The sequence below is a fragment of the Roseomonas sp. FDAARGOS_362 genome, from assembly GCF_002754815.1.
GTDB classification, from domain to species: Bacteria; Pseudomonadota; Alphaproteobacteria; order Acetobacterales; family Acetobacteraceae; genus Roseomonas; species Roseomonas mucosa.
In genome coordinates this window covers 3,675,983-3,695,677 of the sequence record NZ_CP024588.1, presented here as the reverse complement: position 1 = coordinate 3,695,677, position 19,695 = coordinate 3,675,983, and the positions used below count along the sequence as shown (strand labels likewise).

Genomic DNA, 19,695 nt, shown 5'->3' with positions numbered 1-19,695 from the left:
GGGGCCCGGCGCCCCGTCCGCCTGTCCTTTTCCCGTATCCCTGAGGAGGGCACGATGATCCGGCTCGCCGGCCTCATCCTCCTGCTTCTGGCCCTCATGCTCTCGCCCCTGCGGGCGCAGCCTGCGGGGGCGGATCTGCTCGCTTCCAGCGCCTTCGACGATGTCCGGCGCGGCGTCGAGACCCTCGCCACCTCCGGTACGCCGGAGGCCGCGACCATCCTGGGCGCGCTGGGCGAAGGGCGGCTCTTCGTCCTGCCCGACCGCAGCCTCGCGATCCGCGGCGCCGATGGTACCTATCGCGACGCCGCCGGCGGGCAGCCGGTGACGCCCGCCGGGACCCCGCGCGCGGTCCGCGTCAACAACAGCATCCGCCGCGCCGTCGAGGCGGCGATGGGCGGGCTGCAGCTCATGGCCATGGACAACGGGATCCGCGCCAATGCCGCCGCCGCCGTCTTCCGCGCCCGCGACGCCGCCATCCTGCCGGTGCTGGAGAAGGCCCTCGCCGCCGAGCGCGACCCCGGCGTGCGGCAGGTGATGGAACAGGCCCGCGCCGCCATCCTGCTGAACGACCCGGCGACGCCCGAAGCCGGCCGCCTCGCCGCCATCGCCACGCTGCGCGGCCGGGGCGACATCGATGCCCGTGCCCTGATCGCCGGCCTGTCCAACCAGCCGCCCGCCGTGGCGGAGGCCGCCGCCGCCGCGGTGAAGGCCATCGACTGGAACCTGCGGCTCTGGGGCTGGGCGCAGAACGCCTGGTACGGGCTGAGCCTGGGCTCCGTCCTGCTGCTCGCCGCCGCCGGACTCGCGATCACCTTCGGGGTGATGGGCGTCATCAACATGGCCCATGGGGAGCTGGTGATGCTCGGCGCCTACACCACCTTCCTGGTGCAGGACGCGATCCGCGCCCATGCGCCCGGCCTGTTCGGCGCCTCGCTCTTCATCGCCGTGCCGCTCGCCTTCCTGGTCACTGGCGCGGTCGGCGTGGCCATCGAGCGCGGGCTGATCCGCTTCCTCTACGGCCGCCCGCTGGAAACGCTGCTCGCCACCTTCGGCCTGTCGCTGGTGCTGCAACAGGCGGTGCGCTCCGTCTTCGGCCCCACGAACCGCGAGGTCGGCACCCCCGCCTGGATGAGCGGCGCCTTCGAGCTTGGCGGCCTCACCATCACCATGAACCGCCTCGTCATCATCCTCTTCGCCTTTCTGGTGATCGCGGCGCTGATGGCGGCCTTCCGCTACACCTCGCTCGGCCTGCGGATGCGGGCAGTGACGCAGAACCGGCGCATGGCGGCGGCGATGGGCATCCGCACGCCCTGGATCGACGCGCTGACCTTCGGCCTGGGTTCCGGCGTCGCCGGCATGGCGGGCGTGGCGCTGAGCCAGATCGACAACGTCTCGCCCAATCTCGGCCAGGGCTACATCATCGACAGCTTCATGGTCGTGGTCTTCGGCGGTGTCGGCAATCTCTGGGGCACCGTCATCAGCGCCCTCACTCTCGGCGTCGCCAACAAGTTCCTGGAGCCGCTGGCGGGCGCCGTGCTGGGCAAGATCGTGGTGCTGCTGGCCCTGATCCTGTTCATCCAGCGCAAGCCGCGCGGCCTCTTCCCGGTGAAGGGGAGGTTTGTCGAATCATGAGCCGCATCGCGAGCATCCTCACCCTCACCCTCCTGCTGGGCGGCGCCGCGCTGATGGCGGCGCTGAACCTGCTGACCGACCCCGGCAGCGCCTGGCACGTGCCGACCTATGTGGTCTCGCTCACCGGCAAGTATCTCTGCTACGCGATCCTCGCCCTCTCGGTGGATCTCGTCTGGGGCTTCGCCGGCATCCTGAGCCTGGGCCACGCCGCCTTCTTCGCCCTCGGCGGCTATGCCATGGGCATGTACCTGATGCGCCAGATCGGGACGCGCGGCGTCTATGCCAACGCGAACCTGCCGGACTTCATGGTCTTCCTGAACTGGGATTCGCTCCCCTGGTACTGGTGGGGCTTCGGCTCCTTCCCCTTCGCGCTGCTGATGGCGCTGCTCGTGCCCGGCCTGCTCGCCCTGGCCTTCGGCTGGCTCGCCTTCCGCTCGCGCGTCACCGGCGTCTATCTCTCGATCATCACCCAGGCGCTGACCTACGCCCTGCTGCTCGCCTTCTTCCGCAACGACATGGGCTTCGGCGGCAACAACGGCCTCACCGACTTCAAGGACATCCTCGGCGTCCCGCTGCAGCTCGACGGCACCCGCTGCGCCCTGTTCCTGGCCTCCGCCATCGTGCTCGCCGGCTGCTTCCTGCTGTCGCGCTGGCTGGTGCGCTCGCGCTACGGCAAGGTGCTGATCGCCGTGCGCGACACGGAAAGCCGCACGCGCTTCCTGGGCTACCGGCCCGAGGCCTACAAGCTCGTCGCCTGGACGGTCTCCGCCGTCATGGCCGGGCTGGGCGGCGCGCTCTACGTGCCGCAGGTCGGCATCATCAACCCGGGCGAGTTCGCCCCCGCCAACTCGATCGAGGCCGTGGTCTGGGTCGCGGTCGGCGGGCGCGGCACGCTGGTCGGGCCGATCCTGGGCGCCATCCTGGTCAATCTCGGCAAGACCGTCTTCACCGGCGCCTTGCCCGAACTCTGGCTCTTCGCCCTGGGCGGCCTCTTCATCCTCGTCACCCTGTTCCTGCCGCGCGGCATCGTCGGCCTCTTCGCCCGGCGCCGCTCCGGCGGCGTGCCCCTGCCGGCGGAACCGTCCTCGCCCGCCGAGGCGGCGGCGCGGGAGGCGGCCTCGTGAGGAGCGTCGTGTTCAGGCCCCGGGCGGGAGGCTCCGCCTCCCCCCGGTCCCCCCTCCGCTGGGGGAATAGTATTCCCCCAGACCCCGCCAGGAGTTTTCCGGCGCTGGCGGACAGGTGGGTCGCGCCGGAGGGCCTCGCCCTCCGGCGACGGGCGGTGCCGCCCGCGCGGCCAATCCTATCGTCCCAGGCTTCCACCTTCCCACCGCTGGAACACACCGCCCGCGCCCTTCCACCCGCACCCACTCCTGGCGGGGTCTGGGGAGACACTGTCTCCCCAGCGGGAGAGGGTCCGGGAGAGGGCGGCGCCCTCTCCTGGCCACGGGACCACGCCGGAACCACACCATGATCATGGCCAGCACGACCCCTGCCGGGCGCCCCGCCACGAGAACCGGCGCCTTGCTCTATCTCGACGGCGTCAATGTCAGCTTCGACGGCTTCCACGCACTGCGCGACCTTTCGCTGGTGCTGGAACCGGGCGAGATGCGCGCGGTGATCGGCCCGAACGGCGCCGGCAAGACAACGATGATGGACGTCATCACCGGCAAGACGCGCCCCGACACGGGCGATGTCCTGTTCAACGGCACGACCGACCTGACGGGGCTGGACGAGCCCGCCATCGCGCGGCTGGGCATCGGGCGGAAGTTCCAGAAGCCCACGGTCTTCGAGCCGCATACGGTGCGCGACAACCTGCTGCTCTCCCTGGCCGGCCCGCGCGGCCCGCGCTTCGCCCTCCTCGCCCGGGAAACGGCGGAGGAACGGCGGCGGATCGAGGAGATCCTCGCCACCATCCGCCTGTCGGAACATGCCAACCGCGTCTCCGGCAATCTCAGCCACGGCCAGAAGCAGTGGCTGGAGATCGGCATGCTGCTGGCGCAGGAGCCGCAGCTCCTCCTGGTGGACGAGCCCGTGGCAGGCATGACCGATGCCGAGACGGCGCAGACGGCGGAGCTGCTGCGCGAGATCAACCGCACCCGCTCCGTCGTGGTGGTGGAGCACGACATGGATTTCGTCCGCGCCCTTGGCGTGAAGGTCACGGTGCTGCACGAGGGCCATGTGCTCTCGGATGGCTCTATCGACCATGTCAGCAGCGATCCGCGCGTGATCGAGGTGTATCTTGGCCGCTGAGCTCCGCGTCGAGGATGTCTCGCTGCATTACGGCGCGGCGGTGGCGCTGCGCGGCGTTTCGCTGGAGGCGCGGCGTGGCGAGGTGACCTGCCTGCTCGGCCGCAACGGCGTCGGCAAGACCTCGCTGCTGCGCGCCATCACCGGGGCGCACCCGGTCTCGCGCGGGAAGATCCTCTGGGAAGGGCAGGACATCACCCGCCTGCCGCCCTATGAGCGCGCGCAGCGCGGCATCGCCTGGGTGCCGCAGGGGCGCGACATCTTCCCGCTGCTGACAGTGCGGGAGAACCTGGAAACCGGCTTCGCCGCCGCGCCCAAGGGGCAGAAGACGATCCCCGAGGATGTCTTCGCCATGTTCCCGGTGCTGAAGACCATGCTGCATCGCCGCGGCGGCGACCTCTCGGGCGGGCAGCAGCAGCAGCTCGCCATCGGCCGCGCCCTGGTGATGCGCCCGCGCCTGCTGGTGCTGGACGAGCCGACCGAAGGCATCCAGCCTTCCATCATCAAGGATATCGGCCGCGCCATCGCCCTGCTGCGCCAGCGCGGCGACATGGCGATCCTGCTGGTGGAGCAGTATTTCGACTTCGCCCACGAGCTCGGCCAGCATCTCGCGGTGATGGACCGGGGCAGCATCGTCCTCGCCGGGGCGCGTGATGCGCTGGACCGCGAGGACGTGCTGCGCCGCGTCTCGGTGTGACGGTGCCGGGTGGCGGTGGCTAATCCGCCGCCACCACCTTCTGCTCCTGCTTGCCGAGGCCCTCGATGCCCAGGCGCATGCTCTGCCCGGGCCGCAGGAAGACCGGCGGCTTGCGGCCCATGCCCACGCCCGGCGGCGTGCCGGTGGTGATGATGTCGCCCGGATGCAGGGTGATGAACTGCGAGGCATAGGAGACGATCTTGCGCACGTCGAAGATCATGGTGCGCGTCGAGCCGTCCTGCATCCGCTGCCCGTCCACCTCCAGCCAGAGGGCGAGGTTCTGGGGATCAGGGATCTCGTCCTGGGTCACCAGCCAGGGGCCGACCGGGCCGAAGGTATCGGCGCCCTTGCCCTTGTCCCAGGTGCCGCCGCGCTCGATCTGCCACTCGCGCTCGCTGACGTCGTTGCAGATGGTGTACCCGGCCACGTGGTCCATCGCCGCATCCGGGGAGACGTTCTTCGCGCGGCTGCCGATGACGATGGCGAGCTCGACCTCCCAGTCCGTCTTCACGCTGTTGCGCGGGATCACCACCTCGTCGTTCGGCCCTTGCAGCGAACCGAGCGACTTCAGGAACATGATCGGCTCCTTGGGGATCGGCGCCCCGGTCTCCGCCGCGTGGTCGGCGTAGTTCAGGCCGATCGCCAGGAAGTTCCGCGTCCCGGCCACCGGCGTGCCCAGGCGCGGGCTGCCCGGCACGGCGGGAAGGCCGGCGGCATCCAGCGCGGCGATCCGCGCCAAGCCCTCGGGCGACAGGGCCTCGCCGGCGAGGTCGGGCACCACGCCCGACAGGTCGCGCAAGGTGCCGTTGCCGTCGAGCAACCCGGGCTTCTCGGCCCCGGCCGGGCCATAGCGGAGCAGCTTCATCGCATGTGTCCCCCTCTTCGTGCCGCGCAACTTCCCCCGCTGGCCCGGCGAGGGCAAGACATCCCGGCCTGAACTTGCTGGCCCGTGCTCCATTGCCCGCCTCTCGCCGGATGGCTTATGTTGCGAAGCGAAAACAAGGACGGAGCGGGCATTGCGGTTCGGCTGGGCGTTTTCCCGGTGGCCTGCGGTGGAACGCTGGCTGCGCCCCTGCCTTGCCCTCTTCTTCGTGGCGGCGGGGGGCGCGAAGCTGCTGGGGATGCCGGAGGACGGCGAATTGTTCCGCCAGCTCGGCTATGCGCCCTGGTTCATGTGGCTGACCGGAGCCGTGCAACTGCTGTCCGGCCTGGGCCTGCTGCTTTCCGCAAGCGCGGCCGTCGCGGCCGCCATCCTCGCGGCCAGCTTGGCGGGCGCGGCGGGCAGCCTCCTGTCCAGCGGCGATCCGTGGATGCTGCCGGTGCCCCTGGGCCTGCTCCTGTTGCTTCTGGCCATCGGCTGGCACAACGCGCCCGTCTGGCTGCGGCAGCACCACGCCCCTTCGGCGGGCCAGGAAGGCGGCGATCGCCCCGGCATGGGCAACGGGTTCCTGCCCGGTGGGCCGGGACTCCCCGGCAATGCGGCCCTCGGCAGCCTCGCCCCTGGCGGCCCCGGCCAACAGAACCAAGGGCGTTCCTACAAGCCTTGGGCGGATCAGTAGTTCTTCCAGAGGCCGGGCGTGGCCAGTTCCACCAGATTCCCGTCCGGGTCGCGGAAATAGACGCTCCGCCCGCCCTTCGGCCAGGACACGCCACCTTCCAGGGGGATGCCGTGCCGGGCCAGCCGCGCCACCCAGGCGTCCAGATCCTCCGGTGCGATGGAGAAGGCGAAATGGATCCGGCCCATGGCGTCGTGGGGCGGGATCATGCCACCCGGCAGGATGGCCGGCTCCGTGGCGGCGCCACGCCGGAACAGCAGCAGCACGCTGCCGGGCCCAGCCGGATAGGCGACCAGCCGGTCGTCGAGGAACATCGGCTCCAGGCCGAGCACCGCCTCGTAGAAATGCCGGGCCCGGCCCAGATCCTCGACATAGAGGCCGGTCTCCAGCACGCTGCCGAGGGGCGGCACCTTGTCCTGCTCCGTCATGGGCCTCCTTTCCTCGATCTCCGTCCGCCTCGGGTCAGTCCGTCACGGGCCGGTCTTCTGCCGGACCATAACAGCCTCCCGCCGGAAGGAACGCCGCCCTTGCGGCGGGGGTGTCTCAGGCCGCCATGCGGCCGCATTCCTCCGCGCAATTGCGGCAGGTCTCGGCGCAGTGGCGCATATGCTCGTCCGCCTCGGAATGGTTGCCGCAGGCCTCGGCGCATTCCCGGCAGATCTCCGCGCATTCGCGGCAGAGATGCGCCATGTGGCGGGAGCCGCGGATCATGAAATCCGCCGCCGTGAGGCAGATCTGCGCGCAGTCCATCATGATCCGCATATGATCCAGCGCGGCATGGCTGCCACCCTTGCCCAGGCAATGGGTGATGCAGCTGAGGCAGGTCCGGTGGCAGTCCAGGCAAGCCTGGATGCAGGCTTCGAGCTTCGGATCGGTCTTCATCGCACACTCCCGTCGTTACGGCCGGTTAGCGCCCTTCCCCCAGGGGAAAGTTTCGCCGAACCGGCCTCCACGCGGGCCGGAGATGCGGAAGGCGCTATGCCTCCCCATCCCGCCGCACCGCGCGGCTGCGCCAGGCGATCGCCAGGCAGGTCAACACCAGCAGGCACAGCGCCAGGCGCAGCCCGGAAAGCTGCGCCAGGAAGCCCAGCAGCGGCGGTCCGCCCAGCAGCCCGCCATAGCCCATGGTGGCCACCATCGCGACGCCCATGCCCGGCGATACGCCCGGGATGCGCCCCGCCGCGCTGAACAGCACGGGAAAGACATTGGACAGGCCCAGCCCGACCAGCACCAGCCCGGCGATGGCGACCTCCGGGCGCGGCACCGCCAGCATCAGCACGAAGCCCGCCGCCGAGAGCAGCGCCCCCAGCCGCAGCACGGATGCGCCACCCAGGCGCCGCACCACCGCGTCGCCGCCCAGCCGCCCCGCCGTCATGGCCAGGGAGAAGCCGGCGAAGCCCAGCGCCGCCACGCCGGCCGGGGCCGCCGCCTCCACCGCCAGGTACAGCGCCGACCAGTCCCCCACCGCCCCCTCCGTCACCAGGGCGAGCAGCGCGATCAGCCCGAGGCCGAAGGTGGCGCGGTTCGGCAGGGCAAGTCCGTGTCCGCCCTCCTCCGGGACCGCCGGGGCATGGCCCCCGGCATGATCCCTCCGCACCCGCAGCCAGGGCATGGCCAGCAGCACGCAGGCCGCCACCAGCACCCCGGACACGGCGAGGTTCAGCGGCGCCGCATGGCCAGCGGCGAGCAGCAGCCCCGCCAGCCCCGCCCCGGCCAGCCCGCCCAGGCTGAAGGCCGCGTGGAAGGAGGACATGATGGCGGCGCCCCAGCCGCTCTCCACCACCGTCGCATGGGTGTTCATGGAAACGTCCATCACCCCGTTGCCCGCCCCCAGCAGCATCAGCCCGAGCACCAGCGTGGCCAACCCGCCCGCCTGCGGCACCAGCGCCAGCACCAGGGCGAACAGGAGGCCGGAGGCCACGGTCAGCCGGTCGCTGCCCCAGCGCGCCGAGACCTGCCCGGTCAGCGGCATGGCCAGGATGGCGCCGATGGCCATGCCCAGCAGCGCGAGGCCCAGCGCCGCGTCGGACAGGCCAAGGCCCAGCTTGATCGAGGGGATGTTGCCGGCCCAGGCGCCATAGCCGAAGCCGTTGGCGAAGAAGACCAGGGTGGTGGCCAGCCGGGGGCGCGCATCACGCGCCCGGGCCGCGGCGAAAGGGGCCTCGGGCATGCAGGACTTCTCCCCGGCCGCGCCGTCACGGGAGGCGGCGAGGGCGCCGCCTGTCCCCCCGTTACCGGCGCAGCTCCATCTTGATCGGACCCTCGCGATCGCCCCGGGCGAACTGGTCCACCATCGCGTTGCCGGTCTCGCCCAGCGTCGCCGCCGGGCCGGTCCAAACCATCCGCCCCTGATAGATCATCGAGGCCTGGTCGCCGATCCGGCGGGCGCTGTGCATGTCATGGGTGATGGTGATGGCGGTGGCGCCGAGGCGCTTGACGCAATCCACGATCAGCCCGTCGATCACCGCGCCCATGATCGGGTCGAGTCCGGTGGTCGGCTCGTCGAAGAACAGGATGGCGGGCTGCGAGGCGATGGTCCGGGCCAATGCCACGCGCTTCTGCATGCCGCCGGACAGTTCGGAGGGGGACAGGTCCCCCACGCTGCCGGCCAGCCCGACCTGGGCCAGCACCTCGGCCGCCTTGTCGCGCGCCCTGGCCCGGGTGATGCGCTTCTGCTGCAACAGCTTGAAGCAGACATTCTCCCAGACCGGAATGCTGTCGAAGAGCGCGCCGTTCTGGAACAGCATGCCCATGCCGTCCAGCACCGCGCGCCGCTCCGAGCGGTCCATGGCCAGCAGGTCCCGCCCGTTCAGCTCGATGCGGCCGGAATCCGGCTGGATCAGGCCCAGGATGCACTTGATCGTGACCGACTTGCCGGAGCCCGAGCCGCCCAGGATCACCATGGACTCGCCCGGCATCACGTCCAGGTCCACGCCGTCCAGCACCTTCTTGGCGCCGAAGGCCTTGTGCAGCCCGCGCAGGCGCAGCTTGGGGGTGGCGCCGCTCATCGGGTGAAGAAGGCCTGGGTCAGGATGTAGTCCAGGAACAGGATCAGGATCGAGGATGACACCACCGCCGAGGTCGTGGCCCCGCCCACCCCCTCCGCGCCGCCGCGCGAGGAATAGCCGCACCAGGTGCCCATCAGCGCCACCACGAAGCCGAAGGCCGCCGCCTTGATCAGGCCGGAGACCACGTCGAAGGCCTGCAACGCGTTCAGCGTGTCGCGGATATAGGACTGGGACACGAAGCCGAGATTGTAGGTGGCCACGATCCAGCCGCCCATCACGCCCAGCGTGTCGGCCACCGCCACCAGCAGCGGCATGGCCAGCGTCGCGGCCAGCAGGCGCGGCGCCACGAGGTACTTCATCGGGTCGGTGGACAGGGTGGTCAGCGCGTCCACCTGGTCCGTCACGCGCATCGTGCCGATCTCGGCGGCGAAGGAGGCACCGATCCGGCCCGCCACCATCAGCCCGGCCAGCACCGGCCCCAGCTCGCGCGTCAGCGAGATCACCACCACCGTGGCCATGGCGCTCTGCGCGTTGAAGCGGGAGAAGCCGGTATAGGACTGCAAGGCCAGCACCATGCCGGTGAAGATCGCCGTCAGCGCCACCACCGGCAGGGAGAAATAGGCCACCTCCACGAAGGCGCGGCCGAATTGCCGCAGGTGGTAGGGAGGCCGGAAGAGGTGCGACACGCCCTCCAGCGCGAAGAGCGCGACCGACCCCACCGTCCGGCACAGCCCCAGCACCATCGCGCCGAGCCGCGCCACCGCATCGAGAAGAAGATTCAAGCCGACCGCCGATCCTGCAAACAAGCCGCCATCCGCGAGAGCGTTGTGGAAGCCCGTCCCAGGGGGCTCCCAGGGGGCGGGCCTGTGGGGGCAAGGTCGTCCGGTGCCGCCCAGGGAACCGTCCAGATAGCCGCCCCCTCGCCGCACCGCAATGGCGACCGTCTTCCGGCGGCGGCCCCGGCGGATCACAAGACCCTGGCCGCCTCTCCCCCGCACGGCCCTTGGCGGCACCGCCGGAACGGCGCGTCTCCCTGGGCCGCCGCGACAGCAACGGCCGAAGGCGAGGCGCCCGGTCAGGATGGCGGCGCGGTGCAGGCCACCGGGCGGAACTCCACCCTCCGGTCCAGCAGGTCGCTGGCATCGTCCGCGCCGCTGCCGATGATCGGCTCGCTGGCCCCGGCGCCCCGGCTGGCCAGGCGGCCGCCCAGGCCCGGCTGCATGGCGACCAGCCGGTCCCGCACCCGCTCCGCCCGTTGCTGCGACAGGCGCAGATTGGCCTCGGCCGGGCCGCTGGGGCTGGCATGGCCGATCACCTCCAGGCAGTCCGGCCCGGCCGCCGCCTGCCGGGCGATCTCGCGCAGCCACATCTCATAGGCGCCGCTCACCGCCGGGTCGCGCCAGAATTCCGCCGAGCCCGGCCGGAAAACGAAGCGCACCGAAAGCCGTCCGCTGGCCAGGCCCAGCTTGACCAGCCCCCGGAAGGCGGCCTCCGCCCCCAGCGGCTGCCGCAGCGCCCGGTTGGCCAAATAGAGCCCGTTATAGACGCGGATCTGCTCGCCCCCCGGCAGGCGGCTCGCTTCCTCATAGGCTGCCAGCGCCTGCCGGTAGCGCCCGGCCTCGTAGGCGCGGATGCCGTCGTTCACCAGCGCGGCCACCCGGAGCTGCCGCAGGTATTCCGGGTCGATGGGGTCGCCGATCCGGCTGCCCACGGTGCGGGCATAGCCCTCCGCCCCCTGTTCCGGTACGCAGGCGGGACTGTTGCGGAAGAAGGGCGTGGGGCGGAGGTTCACCCCGTCCGGCCAGGTCCAGACCTCGGCCTGGGACACGATGCGGCCGCTGCGCAGGTCGCCGATCACCGCCCGGATGCGATAGCCGCCGGCCCGGCCGCCCTCCGCCTCCGGAACGGGCGCCAGGGCGCCGAGCAGCACCAGGGGCTGCCGCGCGAGGCCGGCCGCGCCGAAGGACAGAAGCTCGACCTGCGGATAGGAGCGCCGGAGCTGCGCGGCGATCTGCGCCTCGATCGGGCGCGTGGCCTCCACCGGCATACCGCTGCCCTGGTCGATCCAGGGGTCCACCATCATCGGATAGCGCCCGCCCGCATCCGGCGCCCCGAGCTGGGCATTGGCCAGCAGGGAGACGGTAAGGGCCGGGACCGCCCGGCTGAAGGGCAGGGCGATCCGTGCCGGCCCGGTGGACGGTGCGGCGGGTGGGGCGCTGGCGCAGCCCGCCAGCCAGGGCAGCGCCATCACCAGCACCAGCGCCAGCACGCGGGACAGGGCGCGGCGCCGCTCAGCCCGGGCAGTGGCCACGCAGGAAGCTCCGATCGGCAAAACTCAGCCCCTCCCCCAATTGCCCGCGCAGGATGATCGAACGGCAACGCGCCGGATTCGCCGCGGCGGCGCGCAAGCTGGTCGGCTCGGCGCGCAGGGGCCGCGGCGGCTTCGCGGCCCCCCGTTCCATTGGCGGGACCGGCGGAGAAGCAGGCGGCGGGAGGGGCAACGCCTGCATGGCGAGCGCCGGCGCCAGCTCGTCGGAGGCCGGCGCCTCCCCCGCTGCCCCGGCGGGCGCCCGGCTCTCCGGGGATGCCACCAATGGAGATGCCGCCGATGGGGCTTCCGGCAGCGGCGCGACTTCTGCCCCATCCCCCACCGCGGAGAAACCCGGAGGCGGCGGCCCCGCCATCGCCGTCCGGAAGGGCTGGGTCCCGTCCGGAGGGAGAACTGGCAGTTCCGGCGGCAGCGCGGCGGCCATCGGGGGCGAATCGCCGCCTGCCTCGATCCCGGCGCGGCGCATCTCGATCCGGGACAGTCGATCCAGGGACTGGCGGCGCAACGCGCTCAGCGCCTCCAGCTGCCGCGCCGCGGCGTCATCCACCGCCCGGGCCTCGCCATAGGGCCGCAGAACCGACAGCACCCCGTTCAGCATCCGGTCCATGGCCTGGTCGATCTGTGCCAGCCCTTCATGGATCTGTGCGCCCTCACGCTCCAGCGCCAGCAGGGAATCCGGCAGGGGCGCATCGGCGGGCGGCAGGGCGGGGAGCGGTTCAGGCCCCGCCCCGACCACGGCCGGTTCCCGACCGGACACAGGCCCAGGCGGCGCGGCAGGTTCCAGAAAATCCATGAAGCCCGCCAGGAACAGGGCAAGCAGCATCATGGCCAGCAGGCCACCCATCAGGATTCGCCGCATTCCTCCCGCCTCCCATGCCTTGGCCTGGGTGATCGCCGGACGGATCGTTCCGGGCCCGGCCGCACCACCATCGGGGGAGCGGGGAATTCATGCAAATCGCCGTTGGGCGAGGCCCGCGGTGCGGGGCACCACCCCCCCGGTTCAGCCCCGGAACCGGGGCCAGGGACCGGGAGGGGGGTTCAGCCCGGCCGGTCACCCGCCATGCGGGTCGTCATGCACCATGTCGAGGTCGCCGAAGCGGGTGAACTCGCCCTCGAAGAACAGCGGGATGGTGCCGGTGGGGCCGTGGCGCTGCTTGGCGATGATCAGCTCGGCCTTGTTGTGCGCGCGTTCCATATCCTGCTGCCACTTGTCCATCGCCTCGGCGTATTTCTCCGAGTTGTCGAAGTTCAGCTGCTTGGGTGCGCGCTGCGCCAGGTAGTACTCGTCGCGATAGACGAACATCACAACGTCGGCATCCTGCTCGATCGAGCCGGACTCACGCAGGTCCGCCAGTTGTGGCCGCTTGTCCTCGCGCGACTCGACCTGCCGGGAAAGCTGGGACAGGGCGATCACCGGCACCGACAGTTCCTTGGCGATGGCCTTCAGCCCCTGGGTGATCTGCGAGATCTCCAGCACGCGGCTTTCCGGCCGAGACCCGGCGGCGGGGCGCATCAGCTGCAGGTAGTCCACCACGATCATGTCCAGCCCGCGGGTGCGCTTGAGCCGGCGGCAGCGGGTGCGCAGCGCCGAGATGGTGATGGCCGGCGTGTCGTCGATGAAGATCGGCAGCGTCGCCAGCTCGCGCGATGTCTCCACGAAACGGTCGAAGTCGCGCTGCGAGATCTCGCCGCGCCGGATGCGGTCGCCCGAGATCCGCGAATTCTCCGACAGAAGACGGGTGGCGAGCTGGTCGGCGCTCATTTCCAGCGAGAAGACCGCCACGCCGCCCTTGGGCACGGCGTTGGGATTTTCCGCCTGGGCCTCGCGCAGGATGGCGCGGGCGGCGCCGAAGGCGATCTTGGTGGCCAGCGCCGTCTTGCCCATGGCCGGGCGCCCGGCCAGGATCAGCAGGTCCGACGGGTGCAGCCCGCCCATCTTGGCGTCCACGTCGCGCAGGCCGGTGGAGAGGCCGGAGACGCCGGAACCGTTGGTGAAGGCCTTCTCCGCCATCTCCACGGCGCGGACCATGGCGCGCTCGAAGGTGATCAGCGCACCCTCGTTGCCGCCTTCCTTGGCGAGATCGAAGAGCGCCTGCTCGGCGGCCTCCAGCTGCTCCTTGCCGTCCAGCTCGGCCTCGACCCCGAAGGCGCGGTTCACCACCACCTCGCCCAGGTCGATCAACTGCCGCCGCAGCCAGGCGTCGTGGATGACCTTGGCGTATTCGCCGGCATTGATGATGCCCACCATGGCGGAAAGGAGCTGCGCCAGGTAGGCCGGGCCGCCCACCTCGTCGAGCTGGCCGGAATGCTCGAATTCGGCCCGCAGCGTCACCGCGTCCGCGAGCTGCCCCGCCTCGATTCGCCGTTGGATGGAGGCATAGATCCGGCCATTCACCGGATCGGCGAAATGCTCCGATGCCAGGAATTCCGAGACCCGCTCATAGGCCTTGTTGTTGGCCAGAAGGGCCCCCAGCAAGGCCATCTCCGCCTCCAGATTCTGCGGAGGCAGGCGCTGGGACAGGCCCAGCAGGCCGCTGTTCTGGTCGAGCGCGTTCATCCCGCCAGTCTAGCCTCTTTCCGTTTCCGCCGTCCCCTCCCGCGCCGCTGTGGACAAGTGTGGATTCTGGGGATGAGCCGTGGAACCCATTGAAAAAGTTCTTTTATCCTGGAGAATGAGAATGGCTGGCGGTCCGGGCCAAGCCACTCCGGCCGTCCCGGCCTCACCGCTGGCCTCGCCGTTGGCCTCACCGCTGGCCTCACTGGGGCGTGAACGGAAAGCGGGCCGCCCCTGGCGCTCCAGGGGTCCACGCCCCCGCCCCCGGATGCTAGCCCCCTCCCCCATGGCTGACTTCTACCCGCTGCCGCCCTTCTTTCTCGGAATGGGGCTGCTCCTGGCACTGGCCGCCACCCCGCTCTGCCGCCCGGCGGATGCCCCGCCGGGACAGGCGGCCAGCCGCATGCCGGCCCTGGACGGGCTGCGCGGCATCCTCGCCCTGGCGGTCTTCTTCCACCACGCCGCCATCTATCCCCGCCTCCTGGCCGGACAGGGCTGGGGCCTGCCGCCAGCCCATGCCTATGCGGTGATGGGCAAGGGGGCTGTAGGGATGTTCTTCATCATCACCGGCTACCTCTTCTGGGCCAAGCTGCTGCGGGAGGAAGGGCGTCCCTCCTGGCTGGCTCTCTATGCCGGGCGCCTTTTCCGCATCGGCCCGCTCTACCTCGTCGTCATCCTCGCCATGCTGGCCCTGCTGTTCGGCCGGGATGGCGGGGAGCTGCGGGAGCCCGCCACCCAGGTCGCCGGCCAGGTGGGCGAATGGCTGCTGCTCGGCGCCGGCAACCGGCCCGACGTGAACGCCCATGCCGGCACCAACCTGCTCACCGCCGGCGTCACATGGACCCTGCAATACGAGTGGATCTTCTATGCCAGCCTGCCCCTGGCCGCCCTGCTGGCCCGCACCGGGCGGCGGGAGACCTGGCTCACCCTGGCGCTGCTGCTGCTCTGCCTCGCCTGGGCGGGCGGGCATCTGGGGCCATGGGCCGGGGCGGACGAGCCCGGCTTCGTGACGCTTTTCCTGATCGGGATGAGCTGCGCCTCGCTGGAGGCCCGCGGTCTCGGCCGCACGCTCTCGGGCCCCGGCACCTCCCCCCGGGCCGACCGTGCCGCCTCGGTGCTGGTGGTGGGGCTGGTCGCCATCTGGTTCGGCGCCGTGCCCCTGCCGAACGACGCCATCGCCCTGGCCGTCATGGGACTGGTCTTCTGGCTGGTCCGCTCCGGCTGCACCGTCTTCGGCCTGCTCACCCTGCGCGCCACGCGGCGCCTCGGCGATGCCAGCTACGGTATCTACCTCCTGCACGGGCTGGTGCTGGCCCTGGCCTTCGCCTTTCCCTGGGTGAAGCAGGCCGCCGCCACCCCGCTCGGCTTCTGGTCGGTGGTGATCGCCTGCGGCATCCCGCTCATCGCCCTGGCCACCCTGCTCCACGCCCTGGTGGAACAGCCCGGCATCCGGGCCGGCCGCCGGGTCGCCCGCTGGATCGGCAATCGGCGCCTCCGGACCGCTCCGGCGGAAGGCTGAGGTGACGCGGCCTCCCGGCTACGTTTCTCCTTATGGCCGGCCTCGTGGGAGAGGCGCCGCCTCTCCCACACCCTGTCCGCGCGGATGGCAACGGCAATCCGCGGAGAGCATGGCTCTCCGGCGCGATCCGGCCACAGGGAGAGCCAGATCATCGAGTCCAGGGCCCGCAGGGTCCTGGCGGATAGGGGGTCCGGGGCGAAAGGCAGCGCCTTTCCCCCGGGGACAGAGCAACGCCGGACCACAGCGGCCAGGGAAAGCCGCCTGTGACGTCAGGCCAGTTGCGCCCTGATCCCCTCCGGCATCGGCTGATGTTCCGCCTCGTACATGTAGTCCCGCGACAGCGGCAGGGCATCGACGCTGCGGGTGAGCTGAAGCTGCCAGTTCATGTGCCCCATCCGCCGGAAGGCGAGTTCGGAACCGACGAGGTAGAACTCGAACATGCGGCAGAAGCGTTCGTCGTAGAGGGACTGGATGGTGTCCCGGTTCGCGGCGAAGCGGCGGCGCCAGTGGGCCAGCGTCTTGGCATAGTGCAGGCGCAGGATCTCGATATCCGTGGCCCAGAGCTTCTCCTTCTCCACCGCCGCCATCACTTCGCTCAAGGCGGGCGAGTAGCCGCCGGGGAAGATGTACTTGGCGATCCAGGGGTTGGTGGAACCCGGCCCGTCGGCCCGGCCGATCGCGTGGATCAGCGCCGCGCCGTCCTCCTTCAGGATCTCGCGCACCTTGCGGAAGAAGGTGCGGTAGTGGCCGACGCCCACATGCTCGAACATGCCCACCGAGACGATCCTGTCCATCGGCCGGTTCCAGGCGCGGTAGTCCATCAGCTCGAAGCGGACACGGTCGGCGAGCCCGGCCTCCTCGGCCCGCTTGCGTGCCTCCGCCAGCTGCTCGGTGGACAGGGTCAGCCCGGTCACGCGGGCACCGTATTCCTTCGCCAGGGTCAGGGCCATGCCGCCCCAGCCGCAGCCGATGTCCAGCACCTCCAGATCCGGCTGGTCCAGCTTCAGCTTGGCAGCGATGTGGCGCTTCTTGAGAAGCTGCGCCTCCTCCAGCGTCTCGTCCCCCTTCGGGAAATAGGCGCAGGAATACTGCCGGTCGCGATCCAGGAAGAGGCTGTAGAGCCGGCTGTCGAGATCATAGTGGTGGGCGACGTTGCGACGGGAGCGTCCGGCCGGGTTGAGCTGGTCGAAACGGCGGCGCAGCCACCGGACCCGTTCCAGAACCATCTCGGCCCCCGGCGGGGTCTCGATGTAGTTCATGGCCAGCACGTCCATCAGCTCGAAGAGGCTGCAGCCCGCGGGCTCGATCTGCCCTTCCATGAAGGATTCGCCGACGCCCAGGCCCGGGTTCAGCACGATGCGGCGGATTGCCGCCATGTCGTTGATCCGCATCCCGGCTTCGGGGCCGGGTTCGCGCCCCTGGAAGACCGTGGTCCGGCCTCCCGGTTCGTGCAGCACCAGACGTCCTCGTCTGATCATCCGCGACAGCATTGCATGCAGCATCGCCGCATATCCTCCGCTGGCATGTGTACCGATGGCGGAAGCTGAAGACGCCGAGGCATGGCTGTCCAGCACCCGGTTGCATGGGACCATGGCACCACTGTCGCCTGAAAGGCACGATGAGATAAATTTAATGCAACATGCAGGCTAACTATTTCTGTACCGAAAGTTTAACGCACTGTTTCATGACACTTTTTCGTCAGGAAACATGAAAAACCCTGTCTCTGACAGTTTCGGGACGGGTCTTCCCGCACACGCAAACATGAAAATGGCGGCGTTGCCGCCGCCATTTTCAGCCGAGGGACTCCAGCGCCCGCCCAGGGCAGTCACCCGGGCGGTTGCGCGAGGGGCCGTTACTCGCGGGCGGCGCCCAGCTCGGACAGCTCGGCGGCCAGCTCGGCCTCCAGGCTCTCCTCCTCGGCCTGCTGCTCGGCGTGCAGGTCCTCGCCACGGGCCTGCTTGTCGGCCTCTTCCACGGTGCGGGCGACATTCACCGTCACCGGGAAATCGACCTCCGGGTGAAGGGCGACATGCACGATGTGCAGGCCGGTGTCCTTGATCGGGTGCTGCAGCAGCACCTGGTCGCGGCCCACCGTCAGGCCGGCATCCTTGCAGGCATCGGCGATGTCGCGGGAGGTGACGGAACCGTACAGGTTGCCGCCCTCGCCCGCCTGACGGATCAGGGTCACGGAGAGCCCGTCCATGCGCTCGGCGACGCGTTCGGCCTCCTCGCGACGCTTGAGGTTCTGGGCCTCGAGCTGCGAACGCTCCTCGTCGAAGCGCTTGAGGTTGGCGGCATTGGCGCGGATCGCCTTGCCCTGGGGGAGCAGGTAGTTGCGGGCGTAGCCCGGGCGGACGGTCACGCGCTCGCCCATCTGGCCGAGATGCGGGACCCGCTGCATCAGGATGACTTCGATCATCGGGTTTGTTCTTTCAGGATTGAGGGGGCTTGCGCCCGAACTGTTCGAACAGGCCGAGGCCGACCACGAGGGCCGCGGCCGGAACGGAGAAGAGGACGAGAACGAGATAGAAGAGCACCAGCACCGGACCGCGCGCCCGCCTGTGCACCGCCGCCAGCCCCTGCAGGAACAGGGGCGTCAGCAGTGCCGTCGCCACCACGCTGGCCATCAGCCCCGGCGCCATCCAGGCGGCGGCGAGCGCCGCGACCGGCAGCACCGGGTACCAGGAGGGCAGCCGGGCCGAGGACCAGTCGGGGGCCGGGCGCAGCGCCAGCCGCCGGCGGGACAGCCAGGCCTGGGCGCCGATGCCGCAGAGCATCAGCGGCAGGGCCAGCGCCGCGCTGGCGAAGGCGATGCCCATGCGCACCAGCGCCGCGACGGTGGCATCGTCGGCGGTGATTGCGGCCTCCTGCAGCACCGGCTTGATCTGGTCCACGATCGCCTGCTCCAGAATCTCCCCGGTGACGAGGAGGGAGGCGACGCCGGTGATCGCGGGCCAGATGCCCAGCAACGCCAGGGGCAGCGACAACTCCAGCCGGTCCGGCCGTCGCAGCGCGGCGGCGAGGATGGTCACCGCCGGCAGCGCCGCCACCAGCAGGAAGACCACCGCGCCGTGGAAGCCCACCACCAGCAGCAGCGCCAGCGCGGCCAGGGCCGCCCCCAGCGCTGCCGAGAACTGTCCCAGCGAGAGCCCCGCCAGGAAGAGCGGTAGCGACGACGCCCAGAGCAGCAGCGTGCCGAGCGGCAGGCCACGGAAGGCCCAAAGGCAGGCGGCCGCGCAGGCAAAGCCCGCCGCGCCGCCCGCCAGGATCCGCGGGTCGTTCAGGACGCCAGCCGTGGGGCGCATCGCCGCCACCTTTCCCTATCCCGTTCCGTTCTCTGTTCCGTGCCGTCCGTCAGTCGTTGATGACGTAGGGCAGCAGCGCCAGGAAGCGGGCGCGCTTGATGGCGTTCGCCAGCTCGCGCTGCTTCTTGGCGGAGACCGCCGTGATGCGGGAGGGCACGATCTTGCCGCGCTCGCTCAGGAAGCGGCTCAGCAGGCGCACGTCCTTGTAGTCGATCTTCGGCGCGTTCGGGCCGGAGAAGGGGCAGGACTTGCGGCGGCGATAGAACGGACGGCGGGCGCCGACGGCCGGGCGGCGGGCGGCGGGCGTCATGTCGGTGTTCGTGTCGGACATCGTGTCTTACTCCTCGCCCTGCGGCTGCTCGATCTCGTCGCGCGGACGCGCACGGAATTCCTCGCGGTCGTCGCGGTCGCGGCGGCCCGAGGAGAAGCGGCCGGCCGGGCGCGGGCCACGGAAGCCACGGTCGCGCTCACGATCCTCGCCACGGCGGGCCAGGATGGCGGAGGGCTCGTCCGTGATCTCTTCCACGCGCAGCGTCATGTGGCGCAGCACGTCCTCGTTCAGGCCGAGCTGGCGGGCGACTTCCTGCTCGACGGCGGGGGCGCAGTCGAGGCCGAGGAGCATGTAGTGCCCCTTGCGGTTCTTCTTGATGCGGTAGGCGAGGCCACGGAGGCCCCAGTACTCGCGCTTCTTCACCTCGCCGCCAGCCTCGGTCAGGATGGCGGTGACCTGATCGGCCACGGCCTCGACCTGCTGCTGCGTGAGCTCGTTACGTGCGATCAGCACGGTTTCGTAAAGCGGCATGAATTCTCCCTGCGGATGTCTCAGCCCGTGGCCGTCATGGCGGGAT

At 70.6% G+C, this 19,695-nt stretch carries 20 protein-coding genes; 6 read left to right on the top strand and 14 right to left on the bottom strand.

What is annotated here, in order from left to right:
* Positions 1 to 54 precede the first annotated feature (54 nt).
* The 4 genes from urtB to urtE all read left to right on the top strand — a co-directional run bounded on the left by urtB (position 55) and on the right by urtE (position 4,576).
* Positions 55 to 1,632 carry an urea ABC transporter permease subunit UrtB gene (urtB, locus tag CTJ15_RS21310; protein WP_026033220.1) on the top strand — a complete coding sequence of 526 codons (1,578 nt, stop codon included), beginning with the start codon at positions 55 to 57 and terminating at the stop codon, positions 1,630 to 1,632.
* On the top strand, positions 1,629 to 2,756 hold the full coding sequence (gene urtC / locus CTJ15_RS21305; RefSeq protein ID WP_075822836.1) for an urea ABC transporter permease subunit UrtC: 1,128 nt from the start codon (positions 1,629 to 1,631) through the stop codon (positions 2,754 to 2,756). The genes urtB and urtC overlap by 4 nt, the downstream gene beginning before the upstream one ends.
* Before the next feature lie 343 nt (positions 2,757 to 3,099).
* A complete protein-coding gene (gene urtD, locus CTJ15_RS21300) occupies positions 3,100 to 3,882 on the top strand; it encodes an urea ABC transporter ATP-binding protein UrtD (RefSeq protein WP_019461287.1) in 783 nt (260 codons plus the stop codon).
* The gene (gene urtE, locus CTJ15_RS21295) at positions 3,872 to 4,576 is read left to right on the top strand and encodes an urea ABC transporter ATP-binding subunit UrtE (protein WP_099781967.1); all 705 of its coding nucleotides are present in this window, start codon (positions 3,872 to 3,874) and stop codon (positions 4,574 to 4,576) included. Before urtD ends, urtE begins: the two co-directional genes overlap by 11 nt.
* A gap of 19 nt (positions 4,577 to 4,595) precedes the next feature.
* Here urtE and CTJ15_RS21290 read toward each other — a convergent pair whose 3' ends face one another.
* Positions 4,596 to 5,441 (bottom strand): fumarylacetoacetate hydrolase family protein, encoded by an 846-nt coding sequence (locus tag CTJ15_RS21290; protein ID WP_075822837.1) that lies wholly within the window; start codon positions 5,439 to 5,441, stop codon positions 4,596 to 4,598.
* A gap of 187 nt (positions 5,442 to 5,628) precedes the next feature.
* On the opposite strand from CTJ15_RS21290, the gene CTJ15_RS21285 reads away from it, so the two are divergent.
* Complete coding sequence (locus tag CTJ15_RS21285; RefSeq protein WP_171979115.1) at positions 5,629 to 6,135, top strand: DoxX family protein; 507 nt, start codon at positions 5,629 to 5,631, stop codon at positions 6,133 to 6,135.
* Here the strand turns inward: CTJ15_RS21285 and CTJ15_RS21280 are convergent.
* The 8 genes from CTJ15_RS21280 to CTJ15_RS21245 form a co-directional block, all read right to left on the bottom strand.
* Positions 6,129 to 6,560: a VOC family protein gene (locus tag CTJ15_RS21280; RefSeq protein WP_019461283.1), complete on the bottom strand. Its 432-nt coding sequence runs from the start codon at positions 6,558 to 6,560 to the stop codon at positions 6,129 to 6,131. The genes CTJ15_RS21285 and CTJ15_RS21280 overlap by 7 nt on opposite strands.
* Before the next feature lie 115 nt (positions 6,561 to 6,675).
* The gene (locus CTJ15_RS21275; protein ID WP_019461282.1) at positions 6,676 to 7,014 is read right to left on the bottom strand and encodes a four-helix bundle copper-binding protein; all 339 of its coding nucleotides are present in this window, start codon (positions 7,012 to 7,014) and stop codon (positions 6,676 to 6,678) included.
* 94 nt (positions 7,015 to 7,108) lie between these two features.
* A complete protein-coding gene (locus tag CTJ15_RS21270) occupies positions 7,109 to 8,302 on the bottom strand; it encodes an MFS transporter (RefSeq protein WP_099781966.1) in 1,194 nt (397 codons plus the stop codon).
* Between the two features lie 61 nt (positions 8,303 to 8,363).
* Positions 8,364 to 9,140, bottom strand: coding sequence for an ABC transporter ATP-binding protein (locus CTJ15_RS21265; RefSeq protein WP_075823266.1), 777 nt, complete (start codon positions 9,138 to 9,140; stop codon positions 8,364 to 8,366).
* On the bottom strand, positions 9,137 to 9,922 hold the full coding sequence (locus tag CTJ15_RS21260) for an ABC transporter permease (protein WP_019461279.1): 786 nt from the start codon (positions 9,920 to 9,922) through the stop codon (positions 9,137 to 9,139). Before CTJ15_RS21260 ends, CTJ15_RS21265 begins: the two co-directional genes overlap by 4 nt.
* Positions 9,923 to 10,215: 293 nt before the next feature.
* Positions 10,216 to 11,451, bottom strand: a complete 1,236-nt coding sequence (locus CTJ15_RS21255) for an OmpA family protein (protein WP_075823267.1) — start codon at positions 11,449 to 11,451, stop codon at positions 10,216 to 10,218.
* Positions 11,432 to 12,328 carry a hypothetical protein gene (locus tag CTJ15_RS21250; protein WP_126281931.1) on the bottom strand — a complete coding sequence of 299 codons (897 nt, stop codon included), beginning with the start codon at positions 12,326 to 12,328 and terminating at the stop codon, positions 11,432 to 11,434. Before CTJ15_RS21250 ends, CTJ15_RS21255 begins: the two co-directional genes overlap by 20 nt.
* Before the next feature lie 192 nt (positions 12,329 to 12,520).
* Complete coding sequence (locus CTJ15_RS21245) at positions 12,521 to 14,026, bottom strand: replicative DNA helicase (protein WP_019461277.1); 1,506 nt, start codon at positions 14,024 to 14,026, stop codon at positions 12,521 to 12,523.
* A 283-nt stretch (positions 14,027 to 14,309) separates the two neighbouring features.
* On the opposite strand from CTJ15_RS21245, the gene CTJ15_RS21240 reads away from it, so the two are divergent.
* On the top strand, positions 14,310 to 15,542 hold the full coding sequence (locus CTJ15_RS21240) for an acyltransferase (RefSeq protein ID WP_193009629.1): 1,233 nt from the start codon (positions 14,310 to 14,312) through the stop codon (positions 15,540 to 15,542).
* A gap of 269 nt (positions 15,543 to 15,811) precedes the next feature.
* On the opposite strand, the gene CTJ15_RS21235 is transcribed toward CTJ15_RS21240, so the two are convergent.
* From CTJ15_RS21235 to rpsF, 5 genes are all read right to left on the bottom strand, one after another.
* A complete protein-coding gene (locus CTJ15_RS21235) occupies positions 15,812 to 17,044 on the bottom strand; it encodes a cyclopropane-fatty-acyl-phospholipid synthase family protein (RefSeq protein ID WP_099781963.1) in 1,233 nt (410 codons plus the stop codon).
* A 350-nt stretch (positions 17,045 to 17,394) separates the two neighbouring features.
* Entirely contained in the window at positions 17,395 to 17,961 is a 567-nt protein-coding gene (gene rplI / locus CTJ15_RS21230; protein WP_019461274.1) for a 50S ribosomal protein L9, read from the bottom strand.
* Between the two features lie 13 nt (positions 17,962 to 17,974).
* Positions 17,975 to 18,847 (bottom strand): hypothetical protein, encoded by an 873-nt coding sequence (locus CTJ15_RS21225; RefSeq protein WP_099781962.1) that lies wholly within the window; start codon positions 18,845 to 18,847, stop codon positions 17,975 to 17,977.
* A gap of 49 nt (positions 18,848 to 18,896) precedes the next feature.
* Complete coding sequence (rpsR, locus tag CTJ15_RS21220) at positions 18,897 to 19,178, bottom strand: 30S ribosomal protein S18 (protein ID WP_019461272.1); 282 nt, start codon at positions 19,176 to 19,178, stop codon at positions 18,897 to 18,899.
* Between the two features lie 6 nt (positions 19,179 to 19,184).
* Positions 19,185 to 19,649, bottom strand: coding sequence for a 30S ribosomal protein S6 (gene rpsF / locus CTJ15_RS21215; RefSeq protein WP_027297127.1), 465 nt, complete (start codon positions 19,647 to 19,649; stop codon positions 19,185 to 19,187).
* Positions 19,650 to 19,695 lie beyond the last annotated feature (46 nt).